Raw genomic sequence first — 21,171 nt, 5'->3', positions numbered from 1 at the left:
GGGACCTCGTTGGGGAGTGATTCGGCACAAGATAGACGGCCGTGGTGCTTCGCGGGTGCAGCACCCGTGCCGCATTCCGCCAGCCCCGCGAATGACGTAAGAAGCCGCCCATCATGTCCCGACGTGCCGGCCGAGATCCTGCCCGCGCCCTCCTCTCCGCCGCCGCGCGGGAGGGTCGCGCCGCCCTGATGCTGCCCATCCTGCTCGGCTTGGCGGCATCGGCCGCGGGCATTGCGCAGGCCTGGCTGGTGGCGACGCTGCTCGCGACGCTGCTCGGATACGGTGCGGCAGGAGCGGGCACCCTGGCCGCGGCTGCTGGGCTGGCGCTGTTGCAGGTCGGGTTGGTGGTGGCGCAGGAAGCCGCTTCCGCCCGCGCGGGGGAGGCATCGCGCGCCAATCTCCGCCGCCGCCTCTTCCGCCGGCTCCTGGCGGAAACCCCCTCCGCGCGCCCGGCTGGCGAGGGCGCGGCCCTGACCGTGGACCGCGTGGAGGCCGTGGACGGCTACTTCGCCCGCTGGATCCCCTCGGCGGCGCTTGCGATGATGGGGCCGCTGATGGTGGCGCTGGCCGCTTTCGCGGCCGACGCGCTCAGCGGCATGATCCTCGTCGCGGCCGGGCTGCTCGTCCCGGTCGGCATGGCCGTCTCCGGCATCGGCGCCTCGGTCGCCAGTCGGCGGCAATTCGACGCGTTGCAGCGCCTCTCGGGCCGCTTCCTCGACCGAATGCGCGGGCTGCCCACCCTCGTGCTCTTCCGCCGGCAAGACGACGAGGCCCGCGCGCTCGATGCCGCCGCGCAGGAGTTGCGCCTGCGCACCATGCGCGTGCTGCGCCTCGCCTTCCTCTCGACCGGCATGCTGGAGCTGGTGGCCGCCGCCGTCCTTGGTTGCCTCGCCTGGCGGCACGGCAACCTCGCGGCCGCCGGCCATCCGGACCCGGTGGCGGCGCTCTTCTGCCTTCTCCTCGTTCCCGCCTTCTTCGCGCCGCTCCGCGCCTTTTCCACCGCTTATCACGAGCGGATGTCCGCCCAGGGAGCGGCAGCGGCCATCGCGCCCATCCTCGACGCACCCGCCCCAGCCGGGCTCCTGCTGGAGGAGGTGCCGCCGAGCGTCACGCTCGTGGTGGACCACCTCTCCCATCGCCCGGATCCTGCCCGGCCCCTGGCGATCGAGGATGTGTCCTTCCGCGTGACGCCCGGCGAGGCCCTCGTGCTTTCGGGACCCAGCGGTTCCGGCAAGTCCACCATCCTGAAGCTGCTGATGGGCTTCTCCCGGCCGGACGAAGGCCGGATCGCTCTCAACGGCCGGGACGCGCTCGCCCTCGCCCCCGCCGAGCTGCGCCGGCTGATCGCCTATATGCCGCAGCGGTCGGTCCTGCTCCGCGCATCCATCCGCGAGAACATCCGCCTTGCCCGGCCCGAGGCGACCGACGCCGCGGTAGAGGCCGCCGCGCGCGCCGCCCAGGTCTCGGCTTTCGCGGACGAACTGCCGCAGGGCCTCGACACTCCGGTGGGGGAGGGTGGGCACGGGCTTTCCGGCGGCCAGCGCCTGCGCGTCGCGCTCGCCCGCGCCTTCCTGCGGGACGCGCCGCTCGTGTTGCTCGACGAGCCCACCGCCCATCTTGACCCTGCTACGGAGAGCCAGGTGCTCGACAGCCTCCGCCGCCTCTGCACTGGGCGCACCGTCGTCATCGCCAGCCACTCCGCCATGCTGCGCGCCCGCTTCCCGAAGGTGCTGGAACTGCGCGAGGGCCGCGTGGTCGCCCAGCGCCGGGCGGTGGCGACATGAGCGCCGCGCGGGACCTCGGCCGGATCCTCGGCCTCTGGCGGCCCCGTGGCGGCTGGCTCACCTTCGGTGCGGTGACGGCCGGGGCCTCGGCGCTCGCGGGCGTCGCGCTGCTGGCGCTGGCCGGCGGCGGCGTGGGGCAGGGGCTTGCGACCGGCACGCTCGCCGCCGGCGCGGGGCTGCTCGTCTTCCTCCGCCCGCTCATCCTCCTTCGTCCCTTCCTTCGCTGGGCGGAGCGGATGGCGACTCACGAGGCGACCTTCCGGGCGCTTGCGGACACCCGCACCTGGTTCTTCCGCCGCCTCTCGGAGCGCCTGACGGCGGGCCCCGGCATGACCCGCTCGGGCGACCTGCTCGGCCGGCTCGTCACGGACGTGGAGGCGCTTGACGGCCTCTACCTCCGCGCCCTCGTCCCTATGGCCGCCGCCGCCACGGTGGTGCTGGCGCTCGCGGTCATCCTCGGTGCCATCGCGCCCGTACTGGCGGCGATCGTCGCCCTGCCGCTCGCCCTTGCACTGCTGCTGCCGCTTGCCATCGCACCCTTCGCCGGCCGGGCCGCCACACGCACCGCCGAGGCCACGGGTGCCCTGCGCGCGGAGACGGTGGAGCCGCTGACGGCCATGGAGGACATCCTCGGCGCCAATGCCGAGGGCCGCGCCACCGCGCGCGTCGAGGCCGCGGCCCATACGATGGACCTTGAGCGGCGGCGCCTGACCCGCGCGGGTTCCCTCGGCGGCGCGGCCGGCACGGTGCTCACCCAGGGCGCGCTGCTTGGCGCCCTCGCCTGGGGAGTCTCGGGTGGGGAGGAGGCAGGCGCCGTCGTCGTTGCCCTCTTCCTCGTCCTCGCCGCCGCCGATGCACTGGGTGCGCTGCCCCGCGCGGGCGCTGCGCTGGCCCTTGCCGCCGCCGGCGCCCGGCGTTTGCTCGAAGCCGCCGACCACCCCGTGCCCGTGCCCGATCCACCGATTTCAGTGACGCCGGAGGGCCACGCCCTTTCGGTTCGCGGCCTTCGCTTCGCTTGGGCCGAGGACCGGACGCCGGTCTTCGAGGACCTCTCCCTCGACCTGCCAGAAGGCGCGCGCATCGCGCTGCTCGGCCCCTCTGGCATCGGCAAGTCCACGCTCGCGGCCCTGCTGCTGAAGCTGGCGGCGCCGCAGGCGGGGCACATCACCCTCGGCGGCGCCGATTACACCACGCTGTCGACCGACGCCGTGCGCGCGCGCATCGCCTGCCTGACGCAGGACGCAACCCTCTTCGACGACACGATCGCCGCCAACCTCCGCCTCGCGGCACCGGAGGCGCCGGATGCCGCTCTCTGGCATGCGCTGGAGCGCGCGCAGATCGCCGAGCTCGTCCGTGCCCTGCCGGAGGGGCTGGAGACGCGCTGCGGCGAGGCCGGTGCCCGTTTCTCCGGCGGGCAGGCGCGTCGTATCGCCCTCGCTCGCGCGCTGCTTTCGCCCGCCTCCATCGTCATCCTCGACGAGCCGACGGCTGGGCTCGACGCCGCGACGGAGCGCGCCTTCCTTGAGACGCTCGACACCGCGCTCGGCGGGCGCAGCTCCATCCTCATCACCCATCGCCTGATCGGGGTGGAGCGGCCGACGCGCATCCTCCGCCTCGCGGGCGGCCGCGCGCTGCCGGCGATGTCCTGACCCGCTCCTTTCCGCGCCCGACCCCTGTCTGCCGGGCGCGCGCTGCCCCATCTCATCCGGACCCCATGAAGCGCACCGAACACCATCCCGCCGCCGCGGCGCGGACCCGACTCACGGCTCCCCCTCAGGAGGCGCGGGCTTGAGCGGTGATCCCCGCACCGTCCTGCACGACGTCTTCGGCTTTCCCGATTTCCGTGGGCGGCAGGCCGAGATCGTGGAGCACGTCACCGCCGGCGGCTCCGGTCTCGTGCTGATGCCGACGGGCGGCGGCAAGTCGCTCTGCTACCAGGTGCCGGCCCTCTGCCGCCCCGGACTCGGCGTCGTCGTCTCGCCGCTGATCGCGCTGATGGAGGACCAGGTGGCGGCGCTGCGCCAGCAGGGCGTCGCCGCCGCCGCGCTCCATTCGGGGCTGGACGAGGAGGAGCGGCGCCGCGTCTCGCTCGACCTCTCGAACGGTCGGCTGAAGCTTCTCTACGTCTCGCCTGAGAGGCTGGCGCTGGAGGGCACCGCCGAGCGCCTCGCACGCCGCGACCTCTCCCTCTTCGCCGTGGACGAGGCGCACTGCATCTCCGCCTGGGGACACAACTTCCGCCCCGAATACCGCGCGTTGACGATGCTGGCGGAGCGCTTCCCCGAGGTGCCGCGGGTGGCGCTGACGGCCACGGCGGACGCCCGCACCGTGGACGACATCCGCGAGCGTCTATCGCTTACGGACGCTCCCGTCTTCCGCGGCAGCTTCGACCGTCCGAACATCCGCATCGAGGTCGCGCCGCGAGACAACCCGACCGCGCAGATTGCCGCCTTCATGGAGGAGGCCGACGACGGACGCGGCGCCGGTATCATCTATTGCCCGAGTCGCGCCGAGACCGAGCGCACCGCAGCCCGCCTGAAGCGGGAGGGCTACGACGCGTTGCATTACCATGCGGGCATGGAGCCCGCCGACCGCCGCGCGGCGGAACGCCGCTTCTCGTCCGGCGATCCCGTCGTCATGGCAGCGACCATCGCCTTCGGCATGGGCATCGACCGGCCGGATGTACGCTGGGTCGCCCATCTGGCGCTGCCCGGCGGCCCCGAGTCTTGGTATCAGGAGATTGGCCGCGGAGGCCGCGACGGCGCCCCCGCCCGCGCCCTTCTCCTCTACGGCGCCGAGGACATCGCGGTCGCCCGCCGCCGCATCGCCGAGAGCCCGGCCGCGGAGACGCAGAAGCGCCTTGACCACGAGCGGCTGGATCGCCTCGTCGCCATCGTGGAGAGTGCGACGTGCCGCCGCCGCCTGCTGCTGCGCTGCTTTGGCGACGACCTGCCCCAGGATTGCGGCAATTGCGACGCCTGCCTCCGCCCACCGCGGCTCGTGGACGCGACGGAGGCGGCGCGGAAGCTGCTCTCAGCCGTCCACCGCACGGGCGGTCGCTTCGGCCTCGGCCATGTCGTTGACGTGCTGCGCGGCAACCGCACGGAGAAGGTCGGCTCCTTCGGGCATGACAGCCTCTCAGTCTTCGGCATCGGGCGGGAGGTTGCGGAGGGCGCTTGGCGCAACATCGCGCGCCATCTCCTCGCCCATGGCGCGCTGGAGATGGCGAGCGAGACGAACCTGCCAATCTACCAGGCGACCGAGGCCGCGCGGCCGATCCTGAAGGGCAACCAGCCGGTCTTCCTCCAGGAATCCGCCCTGCGCGAGGCTGCCCGCGCCTCGCGGCGGCAGCGGGGGGAGCGCCGCGCCGCGCCTGCCTTCTCCGCTGCCGCGGGCAGCGAGACCTTCGAGGCGCTGCGTGCATGGCGGAAGGAGGAGGCGACCCGACAGGCCGTGCCCGCCTACGTCATCTTCCCAGACCGCACGCTGGAGGAGATTGCGGCGCGCCGGCCGGGGAGCATCGATGCCCTCGCCTCCGTCCACGGCGTCGGCGCCTCGAAGCTCGAGCGCTATGGACAGGACGTGCTCCGGGTGTTGCGCGAAGCGGGGTAACCTTCAGGCCCACCTTGCCGGTAGAGCGGCGGCCCCGTTGGCTACCAGTTCGGCGTCCTCCTCGTGGCGCAGGCCCCGAGGCGGGGAGGGTTCGAGGCTCTTTCCGCGTTTTCATGTTGCGAATGACTTGCAGGAACTTTCGCAACTGCTAGAACCCTCCCACCCCGGCCGGTCCGGGGAGGGGAGCCTCGCCGCATGTATGTTTGCATCTGCAACGGGCTGAGCGACACGCGTATCCAGGCTGCCATCTCGGCCGGTGCCAGTCGGACTCACGACGTCTATGCGGCCTGCCAGTGCCGCGCGCAGTGCGGTTCCTGCACCGGCACGATCCTCTGCATGCTGCGCGCCCGCAACGCGGAGGCGGAGACGAGCGCGGCGAACTAGGCGCGGCCAAGGTTCGAATTGACCGGGCCGCCTCCAGGCCCCATCACCGGCCCATCTAGGAAAGGGCGCACCCCATGGCCGGCGATCCGAAGGTCATCGAATACCTGAACACGCAGCTCAGCAACGAGCTGACGGCGATCAACCAGTACTTCCTCCACGCACGCACCCTGAACCACTGGGGCGTCACCCGGCTCGGCAAGCACGAGTACGAGGAATCGATCGAGGAGATGCGCCACGCCGACTGGCTCATCAAGCGCATCCTCTTCCTCGACGGGCTGCCCAACGTCCAGCGCCTCAATCAGGTGCTCATCGGGCAGACGGTGAAGGAGGTTCTCGAGTGCGACTCCCGCCTTGAGCAGAAGGCTATCCAGGACCTTAAGGACGGCATCGCCCATTGCGAGGCGGTGCGCGACTATGTCTCGCGCGACCTCCTCCTAAAGATCCTGGCGGACGAGGAAAAGCACGAGGACTTCCTCCACGCGCAGTTCACCCTTATCGAGCGCATCGGCGAGGAACGCTACACTCTCCTCAACTCGGACCCGGCGCCCGACCAAGACCATTGAGGTTCGCGCCCCGGCCGTGGAGAGGGCGCTGCCCGCTCTAGCCGTCCGAGGCAGCGTCGCGGATCGACCAGGGAGCTGAGGCCCTCGAAGCCTCAGCTCGCTGGCGCCAATGCGTTAGTCGCTAGCTGGTTCCATGCGTTGGCGCCGTTCCTGCGCGCGCAATCGCCGCGGGTCGACGGCCCGGGGGATCGGGAAAGGGGGAACTCCTGCTTCCTTTCCCCGGAGATACTTACGCCGCCGAAGTCAGGCCGGCACCAGCTTTCCCCTCTCCAGACGCAGCGCGCGGTCGTGGAAGGCCGCCAGCGCAGCCCGGTGGGCGATCGAGATGACCGCAGTCCCGGGGAGTCGCTCCCGCACAAGGGCGTAGAGTTCCGCTTCCGCCGCCGCATCGAGGCTGGCGGTCGCCTCATCGAGGAAGAGCCAGGCGGGGCGTTGCAGGAGGGCTCGGGCGAAGGCCAGCCGTTGCTGCTCGCCGCCGGAGAGGATGCGCTCCCAGTCCTCCGCAGTGTCGAGGCGCGGCACCAGCTGGCCGAGCCCGACATCAGTAAGTGCGGCCCGAACCGTGCTGTCGTCGAAGTCCGCCTCGCTGGCGGGGTAGCAAAGGGCCCGGCGCAGCGTGCCGAGCGGCAGGTAGGGCCTCTGCGGCAGGAAGAGCGCCGGCCGCCCGGCCGGCACGCCGACGCGGCCCTGGCCGAAGGGCCAGATTCCTGCCAGCGCGCGGAACAGGGTGGATTTGCCGCTGCCTGAAGGACCAGTGAGGAGCACGGCCTCTCCCGGCGAAACCGCCATATCGGCACCCTCCACGAGGAGCCGCCCGTCGGGGAGCCGGACGTTCAACCCGGAAACCCTGAGTTCTTCCTGCGCCCCGGCCTCGACGGATGGACCTTCGCCTGCACGCATCTCGGCTGCCCTGATTGCGATGTCAAAGCCCGACAGGCGCTGCACCGTCGCGCGCCAGGAGGCCACCTCGGAGTAGTTATTCACCAGCCAGGAGAGCGCCTCCTGCACGGAGCCAAAGGCCGAGGAGGTCTGGACCAGCGCGCCGAGCGGGATGCGCCCGGCAAAGTAGTTCGGCGCCACGACCACGAAGGGGAAGATCGTCGCGACCTGCCCAAAGCCGGCGGTGAAGAAGGTGAGGTGCTTCGTCGCCCGCATGATCGCCCACCAATTGGCGATCAGCGCACCGAAGCGGCCCTGCAGCCCGGCCCGCTCCTCCGCCTCGCCGCGTTGGAGGGCGATGCCCTCCACATGGTCGCGCACGCGGACGAGGGCGTAGCGGAAGTCGGCCTCGACCTTCTCCTGCAGGAAGTTCAGGCCGATCAGCTTCCGCCCGATCCGGTGGGTGATCCAGGTGCCCACCACGGAGTAGGCGAGGGCAACCCAGACGAGGTAGCCTGGGACAACCACGCCGAAGACCGTCACCTCCCCCGAGAGGCTCCAGAGCACCACGATAAAGGAGATGAGCGTGACCACCGCGCGCATCAGACCCAGGCCGAGGGTCAGCGTGCTGTCAACGAAGAGCCGCGTGTCCTCGGAGATGCGCTGGTCCGGATTGTCGGTGCCGCCGTCGCCGGACACAGCCAGGCGGTAATAGGCGCGGCCGCCCATCCAGCGGGCCGTGAGGTTCTCTGCCAGCCAGGTTCGCCAGCGGATCTGCAAGGCCTGCTTGAGGTAGAGCGCGTAGACCGCGACGACGATGTAAAGCGCCGCGATAAGGCTGAAGCCCGGCATGTAGCCGGCATCGTCCGTCGGCCCGCCGAGGAGCAGCAGGCTGATGAACGATTCCCAATTTTTCGTCTCCAGCGCGTTGTAGAAGCCGCGCTGCCAGTAGGTGAGGATCACGTTCATCGCGACGAGCGCGAGGTTCAGCACCACCACCACCGCCAGCAGACCTCGCGCCGCCCATCGCCCGTCCCCGGTCCAGAAGGGGCGGGAGAGCGCCCAAGCGTCGCGCAGCGCGGCAGGAATGGTTCGCATGGCGGAAGGTCCGGTCCGTTCGGGAGGATCAATGCTTCCCGCCCGGCACTCCGGTCAATCGGGCGCCTTCCGCGGCGCGCTATTCCGGTGCTGATTCGCCCGGCGGCAGCGGCGCACGGAGGCGGATCACGCCTCGCAACTCGTCCAGGTCGGCGGGACGTCCCTTGCGCAGCACCTCAAGCCGCCCCTCCCGCGCGAGGGCCACGGCGGCCCGGCGCACCGGACCCATCAGCGGCTGCCAGCCCTCGGGCAGGAAGGCACGCGCCACCTCGCTCGGGCAGATGCTGCGGCCGGCAGCGCGCGTGGCGACCTGGCGAAGGATCTCGTCCTGGATGAGTTTCTGGTCGGGAATGCTGATCATGGCGCCCAGCTATAGCACTATGGAGGAGACTTGGCCCGTGGAGCCAAAGAGGGCTTTGCCCTTGGCCAGGGGGCTACAATGAAGAAAGGGGCGGGACCCTGCGGTCCCGCCCCCTCCTGTTCTCCCGGTGAGGGATCGCCTGCTCAGCGCAGGACGATCTCCACGCGGCGGTTCTGCGGCTCGCGCACGCCGTCGGCGGTCGGGACCAGCGGGCGGCTCTCGCCGAAGGCCTGGACCGTGATCTGCGAGCGGCTGATCCCGCGCTGGGACAGCTCGGCCGCAACGGCCTCGGCGCGGCGCTGGGACAGGCGCTGGTTGTACTGCGGGGTGCCCGAGCGGTCGGCGTGGCCGGCCACCTCGATGCGGGTGGTGCCGGTCGTGTTCACGGCTTGGGCGGCCTCGGCGATGATCTGGCGGGCGCGGTCCGTCAGGTCGGCGCGGTCGAAGTCGAAGAACACGAGGTAGGTGCGGGCAGGCGCGGGCGCCGCGGCCGGCGCGGGGGCAACCATCGGGGCCGGCGCCACCGGGCGCGGCTGGTTGAAGGCGTAGCGAAGGCCGATGATGGCGGAGTGGTTGTAGTTCTCGGACTTCGTGCCGCCGCGCGAGCTGGAGAAGCCGCCGCCGCTGCTGGTGGTGTCGATCGAGTGCTCGAGCGTGCCGAGGAAGCGGTACTCGGCGGTGAGCGACAGGCCGGTAACGCCGAACTGCGTCAGCGGCACGGCGAGGCCGGCGATGCCCTGGTAGGCGAAGCGGCCATCGGTGTCGCTGCTGCGGAGCTGACCACCGAGGACGTTCACGCGCACGTCGTCGAAGTCGCGCCAGATGTAGCCGATACCACCGCCGATGTAGGGCTGGACGTAGGTCGGCACACCGAAGCGGGTGAAGTCGAGGTCATAGAAGACGTTGGCCATCACGCCGTAGGAGCGGGACTTGCCGTCCGCCTGGCTGGTGGTGCCGCGGAAGCCGCGGATCTTGTCCACGTCGTTCTGGCGGTAGCTGCCCTCGACCTCGGCGCGGAGGCCGTTGCCGAAGCCCCAGCCGAGGCTGGCCAGGCCGACGAAGCCGGTGTTGAAGGCGACTTCGCCGCGCGGGCTGATGCCGGAGCGGGCGAGGGAGTCGGCCAGGGGGCCCGTGGCGCCGAGCTTCGCATCCTGCAGCCAGTTCGCGCCGAAGCCACCGGCGATGTAGAGGCCGGAAACGGGCTGGGCCTGCGCGGCAAGGGGCAGCGCCAGCATCGTAGCGGCCAGAAGAGCCTTGCGAAGCGACATGGAGTGATCCTTAGAAAACGGAGGAACGGTAGCGGCCGACAGATAGGCACCGCTGGCCTCCACAACATTCAGCTAGGTTGCAGGTTCCTGCCGAAAAAAACGATGACCCGGCGCTGTGTCGTGAGGGACACAGTTCTCGTAACCTAAGTTGACAAACCATGAAGAAAGGGGCGGGACCCTGCGGTCCCGCCCCCTCCTGTTCTCCCGGTGAGGGATCGCCTGCTCAGCGCAGGACGATCTCCACGCGGCGGTTCTGCGGCTCGCGCACGCCGTCGGCGGTCGGGACCAGCGGGCGGCTCTCGCCAAAGGCCTGGATCGACATCTGGCTGCGGGCGATGCCACGGCGCGACAGCTCGGCCGCAACGGCCTCGGCGCGGCGCTGGGACAGGCGCTGGTTGTACTGCGGGGTGCCCGAGCGGTCGGCGTGGCCGGCCACCTCGATGCGGGTGGTGCCGGTCGTGTTCACGGCCTGGGCGGCCTCGGCGATGATCTGGCGGGCGCGGTCCGTCAGGTCGGCGCGGTCGAAGTCGAAGAACACGAGGTAGGTGCGGGCAGGCGCAGGCGCCGCGGCCGGCGCGGGGGCGACGGCCACCGGCACAGCGGCGCGCGGCTGGTTGAACACGTAGCGCAGGCCGAGCAGCGCGCTGTGGTTAAAGTTCTCCTGGCCCTGCCGGCTCAGGGTCACCGTGTTGCTGATCGTCTGGCGCTGGGCGACGTCGAAGGTCGGCTTGGTCGTACCGAAGAAGCGGTACTCGGCCGTCAGGCTGAGTCCGGTGTTGCCGAGCGGGAAGGACGCGCCGGCGATACCCTGGAAGGCGAAGACGTCATCGTCGCCGCTGCTGACGATGACCTGCGAGCGGACCGGACGGAAGTCGCTCCGCACGTCATCCTGCGTCACGTGCGACCAGCCGATGCCCACGCCGATATAGGGGGTGAAGATGGGCTGCGCCCAGCCGAAGCGACGGAGGTCGACGTCATAGAGGGCGTTCACCATGGCGCCGGCCTGCCAGAGGTTGCCGCCATTGCGCCGGCTCGCGAGGCCAGCGACCGTGGTGCCGTGATAGTCGTTGTTGCGGTAGAAGCCCTCGACTTCCGTGCGCAGGCCGTTCCCAAAGCCCCAGCCGAGCGAGCCGACCACCGCGTAGCCGTTCTCCCAGTTGACCTCGACGCCCGTGGAGATGCCGGCGGCCCGGGCCGCGGCGGCGGCGTTGCCAGTCAGGTTGCTCTCGGTTCCCTGGACATAGTTCAGGCCAGCCCCTGCACCGACATAAAGCCCCGTCACGGGCTGCGCCTGTGCCGCAAGAGGCAGGGCAAGCATCGTGCTGGCGAGGGCAAGGGCGCGCAGGCGACTCATCGGGCTGATCTTTCAATGGCGGCTTTGCCGTCCGGGAGGGGCGGCACTGAGCTATTCCCGGATCATACCCTCGTGAGCCGGGTGCAGAACCCCTGTCTGTTACGCAACGACAAGTTGTGCCCCAAGAGACACATAATTACGAGTATGTACCAAAAATCACCTTAGAACGAACTTCGCGTGGGGAGCCTGCGCCGCGCAAATACCTTCGGCCGTGGGGAGCATCGGACGGCCCTCGCCGTAGGCCCGTACCCTAATCTGCCGGCCCGTCGTGCCGCGGCCTCGGCGCTGCACAGGAACAGGCGCTGGTTCTCCCAAGAAGCAAGTTCCGCACGCAAGCGCGCTCGGGGAAGCGCCTCCTGCTGCTTGCCTTGCCAGCAGCGGGCGGCGCCTGGACGCGGCCCTGCGGTTCAACCCTGCCGTAGTAGTGCCTGGTCGAGAACGCGCGCGCTGTGCAGCGCCTCACGCCCCGTCAGTTCCTGTATCTGGTGACGGCAGGAGGTGCCGTCGGCCACGATCAGATCCTCGGCGGGTGCCGCGCGCACCGCCGGCGCGAGGGAGAGCTCTCCCATGGCCTTCGAGACCTCCACCCGCCGCGCGTCGTAGCCGAAGGCGCCGGCCATGCCGCAGCAGGAGGAGGTGATGGGCTTCACCTCCAGCCCCGGCACTGCGCGTAGGGCCTTCACCGCCTCTGGGAAGGCGCCGAAGGACTTCTGGTGGCAGTGGCCGTGGATATGCGCGGCCGGTGCCACTGCCTTCAGCGGCAGTTCGGCCTTCTCGCGCACGAGGAACTCAGAGAGAAGCACTGCGCGATCAGAGAGCCGGTCCGCTTCGGCGCCTGGGAGGAGCGACTTGAACTCGTCCCGCAGTGTGAGGAGGCAGGAGGGTTCCAGCCCTACCACCGGGAGGTCCGAGCTAGAGAGCGCATCTATCGTACGCCGCGCCTCCGCCCGCGCCTCGTCCACCATGCCCGCAGCAAGATAGGTGCGCCCGCAGCAGAGCGGCCGCGCGCTGTTGGCTGCGCGCGCCGAGACCGCGCGGTAGCCGGCCGCCCGCAGCACGCGCCGGGCGGCGTGCAGGTTCTCCGGCTCGAAATAGCGATTGAAGGTATCGGCCAGCAGCACGACGTCGCCGCGCGGGGCGGGTGCGTCGGCCTCAATGTCGCGGAAAGGCTTGCCGGAGAAGCGGGGCAGGGCGCGCTCCCGCGAGAAGCCCAGTGCACGCTCCCCTATTCCGCGCGCGCCGGGCACCCACTCGCGCGCGTTGGCCAGAGCTGGCAGGCGGGACGCCATCGGGGCCCACCGCGGCAGGCTGGCGATCAGTCGATCCTTCGCGGAGACGCCGTCGCGCTTTGCGCGCGCGTGCTGCGCCTCGATCTTCATCTTCGCCATGTCCACGCCGGTCGGGCACTCGCGCCGGCAGGCCTTGCAGGAGACACAGAGCGAGAGCGCTTCCGCCACCTCGTCGGAGGCAAGCGCGTCTGGGCCGAGCTGGCCGGTCAGCGCCAGGCGCAGCGTGTTGGCGCGCCCGCGTGTCAGGTCGCGCTCGTTGCGCGTGGCCCGGAAGCTCGGGCACATCACGCCCGCGTCGAACTTCCGGCAGGTGCCGTTGTTGTTGCACATCTCGACCGCGCCGAGGAAACCGCCCTGCGGCCCCGGCCAGGCCGACCAGTCCAGCACCGGCTTCAATGAGGGGTCTGCCGCGTAGTCCGGCGGGTAGCGGAACAGGCTGCGGTCATCCATCTTCGCCGGGCGCACCACCCGCCCGGGGTTCATCAGCCCCTCCGGGTCGAAGGCGTCCTTCACCGCCTCGAAGGCGCGCACGATGCGCGGCCCGAACATCTCCTCGTGGAACTCGGAGCGCACGATGCCGTCGCCGTGCTCGCCGGAATGGCTGCCCTTGTACTCGCGGACGAGGGCGAAGCACTCCTCGGCGATCTCGCGCATCCGCCGCACGTCCTCGCCGCTCTTCATGTTCAGCACGGGGCGGACATGCAGGCAGCCGACGCTCGCATGGGCGTACCAGGTGCCCTTGGTGCCATGGCGCTCGAAGACCTCGTTCAGCCGCTCCGTGTAATCGGCGAGGTCGTCGAGCTGCACGGCGGTGTCCTCGATGAAGGAGACCGGCTTCCCGTCGCCCTTCATGGACATCATAATGTTCAGCCCGGCCTCGCGCACCTCGGCGACCGCTGCCTGGAAGCCGGAATCGATGCACTCCACCACGGCGCCCGGATAGCCAAGGTCGGCCATCATCTCGTCCAGCCGGCGCAGCTCTCGCGCCAGCGCCGCGTCCTCATGACCGTGGAACTCGACGATCAGCAGGCTGTCCGGTTCGCCGATGACCATGCGGTCGATTGTCGGGCGATAGATGTCAATGGACCGGCCGAGATCAATCATCGTGCGATCCACCAGCTCCACGGCCTCCGGGTTCAGCGTGACGAGGTGCTTCGAGGCCTCCATCGCCGCGCGGAAGGTCGGGAACTGGCAGATGCCGAGCGCCTTGCGCGGCTTGATTGGCCAGAGCTTGAGGTCGATGCCGGCCGAGAAGGCGAGCGTGCCCTCGCTGCCGACGAGAATGCGCGCGAGGTTGCCGCGGCCATTCGCCCGCGCCTCTGGCGTCAGCGCCTCGAGATTGTAGCCGCCCACCCGGCGCAGCACCTTCGGGAAGCGCGCCGCGATCTCCGCGGCCTCGGCGGCACCGAGTGCGCGCAAGCGCGTTACCAACTCCGCGACCGAGCCCGGCACGCCCTCGCCGAGATTGTCCGGCAGCTCGCCGAAGGTGAACCGGTCGCCGTTCGGCAGGATGGCGTCGATGGAGAGCACATTGTCCGCCATCAGCCCGTAGCGGATGGACTTCGAGCCGCAGGAGTTGTTCGCGGCCATGCCCCCGATCGTGCAGCGCGCCCAGGTCGAGGGATCGACGGGGAAGAACAGCCCGTCCTTCTTCAGGGCATCATTTAGCGCACCCAGGGCAATGCCAGGCTGCACCGTCGCCTGCATTGCCGCCTTATCCACCGAGACGACGTTACGAAGGTGCCGCGTACAGTCGACCACGAGGGCGCGGTTCACCGTCTGCCCGCACTGGCTCGTCCCGCCGCCGCGTGGCAGCACGGGCACGCCCTCCTCGCGGCAGATCGCCATTGCCGTCGCCACGTCCTCGATGCTGCGCGGCACCAGAACGCCGACGGGCTCGACCTGATAGATGCTCGCATCCGTCGCGTAGCGACCGCGGTCGCCGGCGCCGAAGAGCACCTCCCCCGCGGTTTCCCGCTTCAGGCGGGCAGCAAGGCGGCTGTCGCCGGGGGCGCTACGCGCGCGAGTGATGGCGTTCATTCGGACGTCTCCTGCGCGACCAACCTAGCCGAGGCGGGTCAGGCCGTCGCATCCATAATCCTCATCAATGGGATGCGCCGAACTCATCAGCGCCGCGCGATCACCGCCACAGGCCCGCCGCCGTCCGGCCCCTGGTGCTCGGCGCCGCCGGAGACGAAGAGGTCCGTCCGCCCTATCGCGGCCGCGACCACCCCGCCCACGAGCGCCCGGGCGTGGCGGGTCGCGTTGATGTCGCTGTCGTCCCACATGATGTGGCGGCGGCCGCGGATCGTGCCAGTGGAAGAGGGCTCGGCTTTCACGAGCAGGGCGACCAGCCGTTCGGCCTGCGCCGCATCGAGTTGCCCCCCACCGGCATCCAGCCCGGCGCCCGCGAGCGCCCGTTGCACTGCCGGCAGGTCGATGCCGTCCCGCATCACGTCGTGGGCGATCGTCAGGTCCCCCGCCCAGTCGAAACTGACGCCGAAGACGATCACCTCGTTCCGCGTCAGCTCCACCCCGGCCGAGGCGCTGGCCCGGCGTGACCAGAGGGAGAAGTCCTGCCCGATCACCGCGTCCGACAGGGCGGCATGGGGCACCTCCTCCAGCGCCAGGGCGACGCCGAGGGCGGATGCGCCGCGGGACAGGCCCATGGATTCATAGGTGTCGGCCGTCGCGACATCCCCTCCGCGCGCAGCGGCCTCGGCCACGCGGGCGGTGGTGAGAAGCGGGCACTTCACCTGCACGAAGTGCACGTCCGAGGGGCAGGAGAGGCCGGCCGCGCGCATGGCGTCCCGCACAGCGGCGGCGGTGGCCTCCACCTGGGACATGCGGCCGATTTCCTCCGGCCGGAACTCGGGCGTGAAGGCGGTGCCGATCGCCAGTGCACCCACTGGCGGCTCGTCGGTGTCCGAGACCGTCAGCACGAGGAGATGCGGCGAGAGACCGCCCTCTGTGCCGCCCGACATTACCATGGCCACCCGTTCCAGCACCGACGTCCGCGTGGTGCCCAGGCGCCCTGCGAGCATCGTGCCGAGTTCGGCCACGGCATAGGCGCGGGTGAAGTCGTTCACGCAGCCATTGCCCTCGGTCTTGCCGAGGATGGCGACGATGGTCGCCGGGTCCAGCCCGCCACCGTCGATCAGGGCCTCGACGGCGGATGCATCCCCCGGATGGGCCATAGGAACACGGTGAAGGGCGGCGCGGCGGGTCATGGCGGGGAGGCTTACCGCAACCCCGGCGGAGGGAAAGGCCCCGGCATCCATAATCCTCATCAATCGCAGGTGCCGAACTCATTGGCAGCGCGCGGGGGAGGGGGCTAGACCGGCCCCAGAGCGGAGGACGCCCCATGGCCTATTTCACCACCCGACCCGAGAACGGGCGCCACTTCCTGCAGATCCCCGGGCCAACCAACGTGCCGGACCGCGTGCTTCGTGCCCTCGACAACCCGACCATGGACCATCGCGGGCCCGATTTCGGCATTCTCGGCAAGCGCGTGCTGGAGAAGGTGAAGCCGGTCTTCGGAACAGAGGGGCCGGTGGTGATCTATCCCGCCTCCGGAACCGGCGCCTGGGAGGCGGCGCTGGTGAACACCCTCTCTCCCGGCGACACCGTGCTGATGTGCGAGACGGGCTGGTTCGCCCATCTCTGGCAGGAGATGGCCGAGCGCCTGGCCCTCAAGCCGCGCCTTATCGAGACCGATTGGCGCCGCGCCGCCGATGTGCCGGCCATCGAGGAAGCCCTGCGCGCCGACAAGGGGCATGAGATCAAGGCCGTCTGCGTCGTCCACAACGAGACGAGCACCGGCTGCACCTCGCGCGTTGACGAGGTGCGCCGCGCGATGGACGCGGCTGGCCACCCGGCACTGCTGCTGGTGGACACCATCTCCTCCCTCGGCTCCGTCGAGTACAAGCACGACGAGTGGGGCGTGGATGTCACCGTCTCGGGCAGCCAGAAGGGGCTGATGCTGCCGCCCGGCCTCTCCTTCAACGCCGTGTCAAAGAAGGCGCTGAAGGCGAGCGACACTGCGAAGCTGCCGCGCAGCTTCTGGGATTGGAAGCCGATGATTGCCGCCAACGCGACGGGCTACTTTCCCTACACGCCCGCGACGAACATGCTCTACGCGCTGGATACCGCCATGGACATGCTGGCGGAGGAGGGCTTGCCGAACGTCTTTGCCCGGCATGAGCGCCACGCGGAGGCCACGCGCCGCGCCGTGCGCGCCTGGGGCCTTGAGGTGCAGTGCGCCGAGCCTCGGCACTTCTCCCCCGTGCTGACCGCCGTCCGCGTGCCCGAGGGGCACTCGGCCAACGCTTTGCGGGCAGCGATCCTGGAGCGCTTCGACATGTCGCTCGGCAACGGCCTCGGCCGGCTGAACGACCGGGTCTTCCGCATCGGCCATCTCGGCGCCTTCAACGACCTCTCGCTTCTCGGCACGCTCGGCGGGGTCGAAATGGGGCTGCGCGTCGCGGGCGTTCCGCACGAGGATGGCGGGGTGAAGGCAGCTATGGACTACCTGGCGGGCAACGCCTGAGGCGCGCGGCGCTGATGGCCAGCCTCGACCATATCGTCATCGGCGCCGCGACCCTTGGGGAGGGAGCTGACTTCGTCGAGGCGCTGCTCGGCCTTCGCCCCGGGCCAGGCGGTGCCCATGAGGGCGCGGGCACCCACAACCTCCTCCTCGGCCTGGGGGAGGGCGCCTATCTCGAGGTGATCGCCCCCGATCCCGGCCAGCCGGCCCCCGCTCGGCCGAGGCTCTTCGGATTGGACGATGCGGCCCTTCTCCGCCGCCTCGCCGCCCGGCCCGCGCTCATCGCTTGGGTGGCGCGGACGGAGGGGTTGGACGCCCTCGCCGCCCGACTCGGCCCTGGTGGCCTGGGCCCCGCGCGGCCGATGTCTCGCGGCGGGTTGAGTTGGCGCTTCGCCTCCCCGCCAACGGATGCGGATTTGGGCGGCCTGCTTCCCTCGACGATTGAGTGGGTGGATCCGGCGCGGCCGCCCTCCCTGCCCGAGAGCGGCTGCCGGCTACTCGGCCTGGAGGGCGGGCACCCGGAACCGAAGATCCTTGCCGCTGCGCTTGCCCAGCGCGGACTCTCGCAGGCCATGCGAGTCGGGCACGCGCCCGTACCCCGCCTTGCCGTCACCCTCACCGGACCCGACGGCCGTCCGTGCAGCCTTGCCTCGACGTGATCCCCCAGGACGATAACGAAACTATTTTTCCCCTGTTCACTCTATCGGGTTGCGTGAGATAGCGGTGGGGTCCGGGCGAGGTGGGCTGCCCGGATTCCCGCCAAGGGTCGCGCAGACATATGCCTTGCGCTCCCCGCAAGAGGCGGAGGCTGCACCAGCCCAGGTCGGGCTTGCCGGGATTCGCCATTCAGCCATGAGATGCCGCGCTACAAAGACCTGCAGGAAGGCCCGGCTTTCTTGGAACGCTCCATGGGCATGGTAAGCTGGCAGGGCACAGAGGCGACAGGATAGGCTGGCATGACAGCCCGTGTGCTGGTGGTGGACGACATCGCCGCCAACCTGAAGCTTCTCGAGGCGCGCCTCAACGCCGAGTATTATGAGGTCGCCCTGGCCAGCTCCGGCCCGGAGGCGCTGAGGCTCGCCCATTCCTGGTCGCCAGACGTCATCCTGCTCGACGTCATGATGCCTGGCATGGACGGTTACGAGGTCTGCCGCCACCTCAAGTCCTCGCCGCTCACCTCCTATATCCCCGTGGTGATGATCACGGCGCTGGTGGACCAGGCCGAACGCGTGCGCGGCCTGGAGGCTGGGGCTGACGACTTCCTCTCCAAGCCCGTGGATCACGCGACGCTCTTTGCTCGACTGCGCGCCCTGCTGCGCACGAAGCAGGTGCTGGACGCCTTCCGCCTGCGCGCCGAGACCGCCAAGGACCTCGGCTTCGAACCACTGCCTGATCCCTCGCGGAGCGTCGCCGGCGCCCACGCACTTCTCGCCACCGAGGACGAGGCAGAGGCGGTGACGCTCTCGAGCATCCTTGCCCAGGACGGCATCGTTGTGACGCGCGCCCCGGACGTGAACGCCGCCTGGGATCGCCTGCTGCAGGAAGAGTTCGACCTTGCGGTGCTCAGCCTTTGGCTGAACGACGGCGAGGGGCTGCGCCTCGCGTCGCGAATGCGCGCCCAGAGCTCGATGCGCGAGGTGCCTGTGCTGCTCATCGCCGATGCGGATCAGCGCAATCAGGTACTGCGCGGCTTCGACATCGGCGCGAACGACCACGTGCTGCGCCCGGTGGACGCGAACGAGCTGCGCGCCCGCGCCCGCAACCAGATCCGCCGCAAGCGCTACCAGGAACGCCTTCGCGGCGACCTCCAGCGCAGCCTGGAACTTGCGGTGACCGACAGCCTCACGGGCCTGCGCAACCGTCGCTACGTCACCCGCCACCTTGAAGGGCTGCTCCGTGCGGGCGGCGCCACGCTCCTGCTCATCGACGTGGACCGCTTTAAAGCCGTGAACGACACCTACGGTCACGTCGTGGGGGACGCGGTGCTGAAGGAGGTGGCCGATCGTCTGCGCCTGCACCTGCGCGCCGTGGACGTGGTGGCCCGCTTCGGCGGCGAGGAGTTCGTCGTCGCCATGGCGCACCAGCCTCCCGATGATGCCAGCCTCGTGGCGGAGCGCCTCCGCCTTTCGATCTGCGATGCACCAATCTCGGTGGGCGACCGCTCGCTCAACGTCAGCATCAGCATCGGCGTGGCGGTAGCCGTGCCGGAGTGCACGGTGGAAACCCTGGCCGGCACGGCAGATGTTGCCCTCTACCGGGCGAAGGCCAAGGGCAGGAACCGGGTGGAACTGGCTGGGCCGACGGATTGGGAGCGGCGCACGGCCTGACCGCGGGCGGCTGCGCGGAGGGCGGCGCCTTCCATCTGTTTGGATGATCCCTCAGCCGGCGCGTCTCGGCCCCGTGGCCTGAGACCACCACGCGCAGGAGGGTCACCAGTGGGAAGCTGACCCTTGTGGCCGCAGCCACCCAGCCCAGGCGCCAGGGCTGTGCTTGCCGCGCGGATACCGAGAACGCGGTGCCGGCTCAGCGAGCCCCTTCGATTCCCAAGCCACCAAGCGAGGTATTGATGAAGCGCAGGTGGGCGCTGGGCGCCGGCGCCTCCGCGACTTCCTGCATGTCCCGGCTGTTCCGCACCATGATCGGTCCGCGCGGCATCGCACCGGGCTCGGGCCGGTTGAAGATGAAGCCGTAGGTCGGATACTCGCGGCCGAAGGTGCCGGGCTCACGCCCGACCTGCACGCGCACTTCGGTCCAGTCGTTGGCGGGTGAGACGTCCATCACGGCGATGTTGCGCGTCACGGTGCCCTTGCGGATGCCTGGGCCTTCCCAGTTTGCGTGATGGATCGTGATCTCGCGCGCCGAGACCTGTCGCTCCACGACGGCCACGTGGCCGGAGCGCATCCCACCGGAGGCGCGGAAGACGAGGACCGCACCGGGTTCCGGCCGCTGCCCGCGCTGGTATAGACCAGCCGCGTTGTGCCACCAGGTTCCCCCGTTCCCCGTCACCTCAATGCCCGTCACCATCCGGGCATAGGGAACGCAGGAGAGGCTGCCTCGGAACTCGTAGGCCGGGGTCGCGTAGATGCCGGGCGCGTCGCGCTCGTCGCTGCGCCGGCCGGGTGCCTTGGTGCCGGCGCTACGTAGGGGGCTCGCGGCGGAAATATCACGGTTAGCGTCGGTGGCCTGGCGCGAGGCCAAGACCTGCTTCGTCCCACTCCGGCTTGGTGAGGCAGCGGCTGAGGAGCTGAGCTGCGGTGCGAGGACCAGTCCGCAAACCGCGATAATTGCTGCAGCATTCTTTGCCTGCATGGAAACCCCCAACGCGATGTCCTTCGCCCCCACCGGCTTCTCGCCGGCCACGCCTTCCGTGGCGCTGTCACGGGGGTGTTACTGGCATGCTGCAAAAGCCGGCAACGGCGGAGTTTATTGCACCGCGCAACAAGCCTTGATTTGCTTGATGAAGCGCCACGGCCGTTCAAAGATCGGGAATTAATTCTTGGCTTTCGACTCTCGATCAGGTGAGAGACACAGTGTTGCTGCAGCAATGCCACACATCGTCTGATATCGAGTCAGGCAGATTTACGGACGTACAGACGGCGTCGTGGACGAGGCAGGCTGAGCCCGCCCCGTCCGGTCATGGTCAGCGGCAGGCGGTGACCATGATCTCCACCAGGTGACGAGGGTCGGCCATGTTGGCCTCGACGCAGGCGCGCACCGGGGCGCCGCCCTGAGGCAGCCAAGCCGTCCAGAGCTTGTTCAGCGCGTCGCGGTCACGGATGTCCTTCAGCCAGACCTGGGCCTGCAGGAGGCGGGTCTTGTCCGTCCCGTGCTCCTCCAGGGCGGCATCGATCTTGTTGAGGATCTGCTGGGTCTGCCCGGACACATCCTGTGAAAGGTCGTCGGCGGTGATGCCGGCGAGATAGACGAAGCCGTGGTACTCGACCGAGGTCGAGAGAACCGGGCCGTTGCCCTTGCGAAGAATCGCGCTCATTTCGTGGAAACTCCGAGGCCGGAATGGCGCGGGGCTTCTAGG

16 protein-coding genes are annotated in these 21,171 nt (G+C 69.9%); 8 read left to right on the top strand and 8 right to left on the bottom strand.

Annotated elements, in window-relative coordinates:
- Positions 1-113 precede the first annotated feature (113 nt).
- The 5 genes from cydD to bfr all read left to right on the top strand — a co-directional run bounded on the left by cydD (position 114) and on the right by bfr (position 6,343).
- A complete protein-coding gene (gene cydD / locus D9599_RS06055; protein WP_198380320.1) occupies positions 114-1,784 on the top strand; it encodes a thiol reductant ABC exporter subunit CydD in 1,671 nt (556 codons plus the stop codon).
- Positions 1,781-3,433: a thiol reductant ABC exporter subunit CydC gene (gene cydC, locus D9599_RS06050; protein WP_198380319.1), complete on the top strand. Its 1,653-nt coding sequence runs from the start codon at positions 1,781-1,783 to the stop codon at positions 3,431-3,433. The genes cydD and cydC overlap by 4 nt, the downstream gene beginning before the upstream one ends.
- A gap of 139 nt (positions 3,434-3,572) precedes the next feature.
- Entirely contained in the window at positions 3,573-5,396 is a 1,824-nt protein-coding gene (gene recQ, locus D9599_RS06045; RefSeq protein ID WP_198380318.1) for a DNA helicase RecQ, read from the top strand.
- Positions 5,397-5,591: 195 nt separating this feature from the next.
- Positions 5,592-5,780, top strand: a complete 189-nt coding sequence (locus D9599_RS06040) for a bacterioferritin-associated ferredoxin (protein WP_198380317.1) — start codon at positions 5,592-5,594, stop codon at positions 5,778-5,780.
- 74 nt (positions 5,781-5,854) lie between these two features.
- Positions 5,855-6,343 carry a bacterioferritin gene (bfr, locus tag D9599_RS06035; RefSeq protein WP_198380316.1) on the top strand — a complete coding sequence of 163 codons (489 nt, stop codon included), beginning with the start codon at positions 5,855-5,857 and terminating at the stop codon, positions 6,341-6,343.
- 243 nt (positions 6,344-6,586) lie between these two features.
- Here bfr and D9599_RS06030 read toward each other — a convergent pair whose 3' ends face one another.
- From D9599_RS06030 to D9599_RS06005, 6 genes are all read right to left on the bottom strand, one after another.
- Positions 6,587-8,320, bottom strand: coding sequence for an ABC transporter ATP-binding protein/permease (locus D9599_RS06030; protein ID WP_198380315.1), 1,734 nt, complete (start codon positions 8,318-8,320; stop codon positions 6,587-6,589).
- A gap of 79 nt (positions 8,321-8,399) precedes the next feature.
- Entirely contained in the window at positions 8,400-8,681 is a 282-nt protein-coding gene (locus D9599_RS06025) for a DUF3253 domain-containing protein (RefSeq protein ID WP_198380314.1), read from the bottom strand.
- Between the two features lie 143 nt (positions 8,682-8,824).
- Entirely contained in the window at positions 8,825-9,949 is a 1,125-nt protein-coding gene (locus tag D9599_RS06020) for an OmpA family protein (RefSeq protein WP_198380313.1), read from the bottom strand.
- Between the two features lie 223 nt (positions 9,950-10,172).
- Complete coding sequence (locus D9599_RS06015) at positions 10,173-11,303, bottom strand: OmpA family protein (RefSeq protein WP_198380312.1); 1,131 nt, start codon at positions 11,301-11,303, stop codon at positions 10,173-10,175.
- A gap of 407 nt (positions 11,304-11,710) precedes the next feature.
- Complete coding sequence (locus D9599_RS06010; RefSeq protein WP_198380311.1) at positions 11,711-14,632, bottom strand: FAD-binding and (Fe-S)-binding domain-containing protein; 2,922 nt, start codon at positions 14,630-14,632, stop codon at positions 11,711-11,713.
- Between the two features lie 86 nt (positions 14,633-14,718).
- The gene (locus tag D9599_RS06005; protein WP_198380310.1) at positions 14,719-15,873 is read right to left on the bottom strand and encodes a ring-opening amidohydrolase; all 1,155 of its coding nucleotides are present in this window, start codon (positions 15,871-15,873) and stop codon (positions 14,719-14,721) included.
- Positions 15,874-15,956: 83 nt separating this feature from the next.
- Here D9599_RS06005 and D9599_RS06000 point away from each other — a divergent pair, with 83 nt between their 5' ends.
- From D9599_RS06000 to D9599_RS05990, 3 genes are all read left to right on the top strand, one after another.
- Positions 15,957-17,141: an alanine--glyoxylate aminotransferase family protein gene (locus D9599_RS06000; RefSeq protein WP_198380309.1), complete on the top strand. Its 1,185-nt coding sequence runs from the start codon at positions 15,957-15,959 to the stop codon at positions 17,139-17,141.
- Positions 17,142-17,155: 14 nt separating this feature from the next.
- Positions 17,156-17,797, top strand: coding sequence for a VOC family protein (locus D9599_RS05995; protein WP_198380308.1), 642 nt, complete (start codon positions 17,156-17,158; stop codon positions 17,795-17,797).
- Positions 17,798-18,094: 297 nt separating this feature from the next.
- Positions 18,095-19,465 (top strand): PleD family two-component system response regulator, encoded by a 1,371-nt coding sequence (locus D9599_RS05990; protein ID WP_198380307.1) that lies wholly within the window; start codon positions 18,095-18,097, stop codon positions 19,463-19,465.
- A gap of 196 nt (positions 19,466-19,661) precedes the next feature.
- On the opposite strand, the gene D9599_RS05985 is transcribed toward D9599_RS05990, so the two are convergent.
- Positions 19,662-20,336 (bottom strand): CHAP domain-containing protein, encoded by a 675-nt coding sequence (locus D9599_RS05985; protein WP_232480187.1) that lies wholly within the window; start codon positions 20,334-20,336, stop codon positions 19,662-19,664.
- Positions 20,337-20,778: 442 nt separating this feature from the next.
- A complete protein-coding gene (locus D9599_RS05980) occupies positions 20,779-21,129 on the bottom strand; it encodes a RidA family protein (protein WP_043835755.1) in 351 nt (116 codons plus the stop codon).
- Between the last annotated feature and the right edge of the window lie 42 nt (positions 21,130-21,171).

The organism is Roseomonas sp. KE2513 (genome assembly GCF_016107305.1).
In the GTDB taxonomy this organism is placed as follows: domain Bacteria; phylum Pseudomonadota; class Alphaproteobacteria; order Acetobacterales; family Acetobacteraceae; genus Roseomonas.
This window is presented reverse-complemented; position numbering and strand designations above follow the sequence as displayed.

Excerpts from the sequence above, each read along its gene's own strand:
- cydD (WP_198380320.1), top strand. The coding sequence starts at position 114 with ATGTCCCGACGTGCCGGCCGAGATCCTGCCCGCGCCCTCCTCTCCGCC.
- D9599_RS06020 (WP_198380313.1), bottom strand. The coding sequence starts at position 9,949 with ATGTCGCTTCGCAAGGCTCTTCTGGCCGCTACGATGCTGGCGCTGCCC.
- D9599_RS06025 (WP_198380314.1), bottom strand. The coding sequence starts at position 8,681 with ATGATCAGCATTCCCGACCAGAAACTCATCCAGGACGAGATCCTTCGC.
- D9599_RS06030 (WP_198380315.1), bottom strand. The coding sequence starts at position 8,320 with ATGCGAACCATTCCTGCCGCGCTGCGCGACGCTTGGGCGCTCTCCCGC.
- D9599_RS06000 (WP_198380309.1), top strand. The coding sequence starts at position 15,957 with ATGGCCTATTTCACCACCCGACCCGAGAACGGGCGCCACTTCCTGCAG.
- D9599_RS06015 (WP_198380312.1), bottom strand. The coding sequence starts at position 11,303 with ATGAGTCGCCTGCGCGCCCTTGCCCTCGCCAGCACGATGCTTGCCCTG.
- D9599_RS05995 (WP_198380308.1), top strand. The coding sequence starts at position 17,156 with ATGGCCAGCCTCGACCATATCGTCATCGGCGCCGCGACCCTTGGGGAG.
- D9599_RS05980 (WP_043835755.1), bottom strand. The coding sequence starts at position 21,129 with ATGAGCGCGATTCTTCGCAAGGGCAACGGCCCGGTTCTCTCGACCTCG.
- D9599_RS06010 (WP_198380311.1), bottom strand. The coding sequence starts at position 14,632 with ATGAACGCCATCACTCGCGCGCGTAGCGCCCCCGGCGACAGCCGCCTT.
- D9599_RS06040 (WP_198380317.1), top strand. The coding sequence starts at position 5,592 with ATGTATGTTTGCATCTGCAACGGGCTGAGCGACACGCGTATCCAGGCT.
- D9599_RS06005 (WP_198380310.1), bottom strand. The coding sequence starts at position 15,873 with ATGGATGCCGGGGCCTTTCCCTCCGCCGGGGTTGCGGTAAGCCTCCCC.
- bfr (WP_198380316.1), top strand. The coding sequence starts at position 5,855 with ATGGCCGGCGATCCGAAGGTCATCGAATACCTGAACACGCAGCTCAGC.
- D9599_RS05990 (WP_198380307.1), top strand. The coding sequence starts at position 18,095 with ATGACAGCCCGTGTGCTGGTGGTGGACGACATCGCCGCCAACCTGAAG.
- cydC (WP_198380319.1), top strand. The coding sequence starts at position 1,781 with ATGAGCGCCGCGCGGGACCTCGGCCGGATCCTCGGCCTCTGGCGGCCC.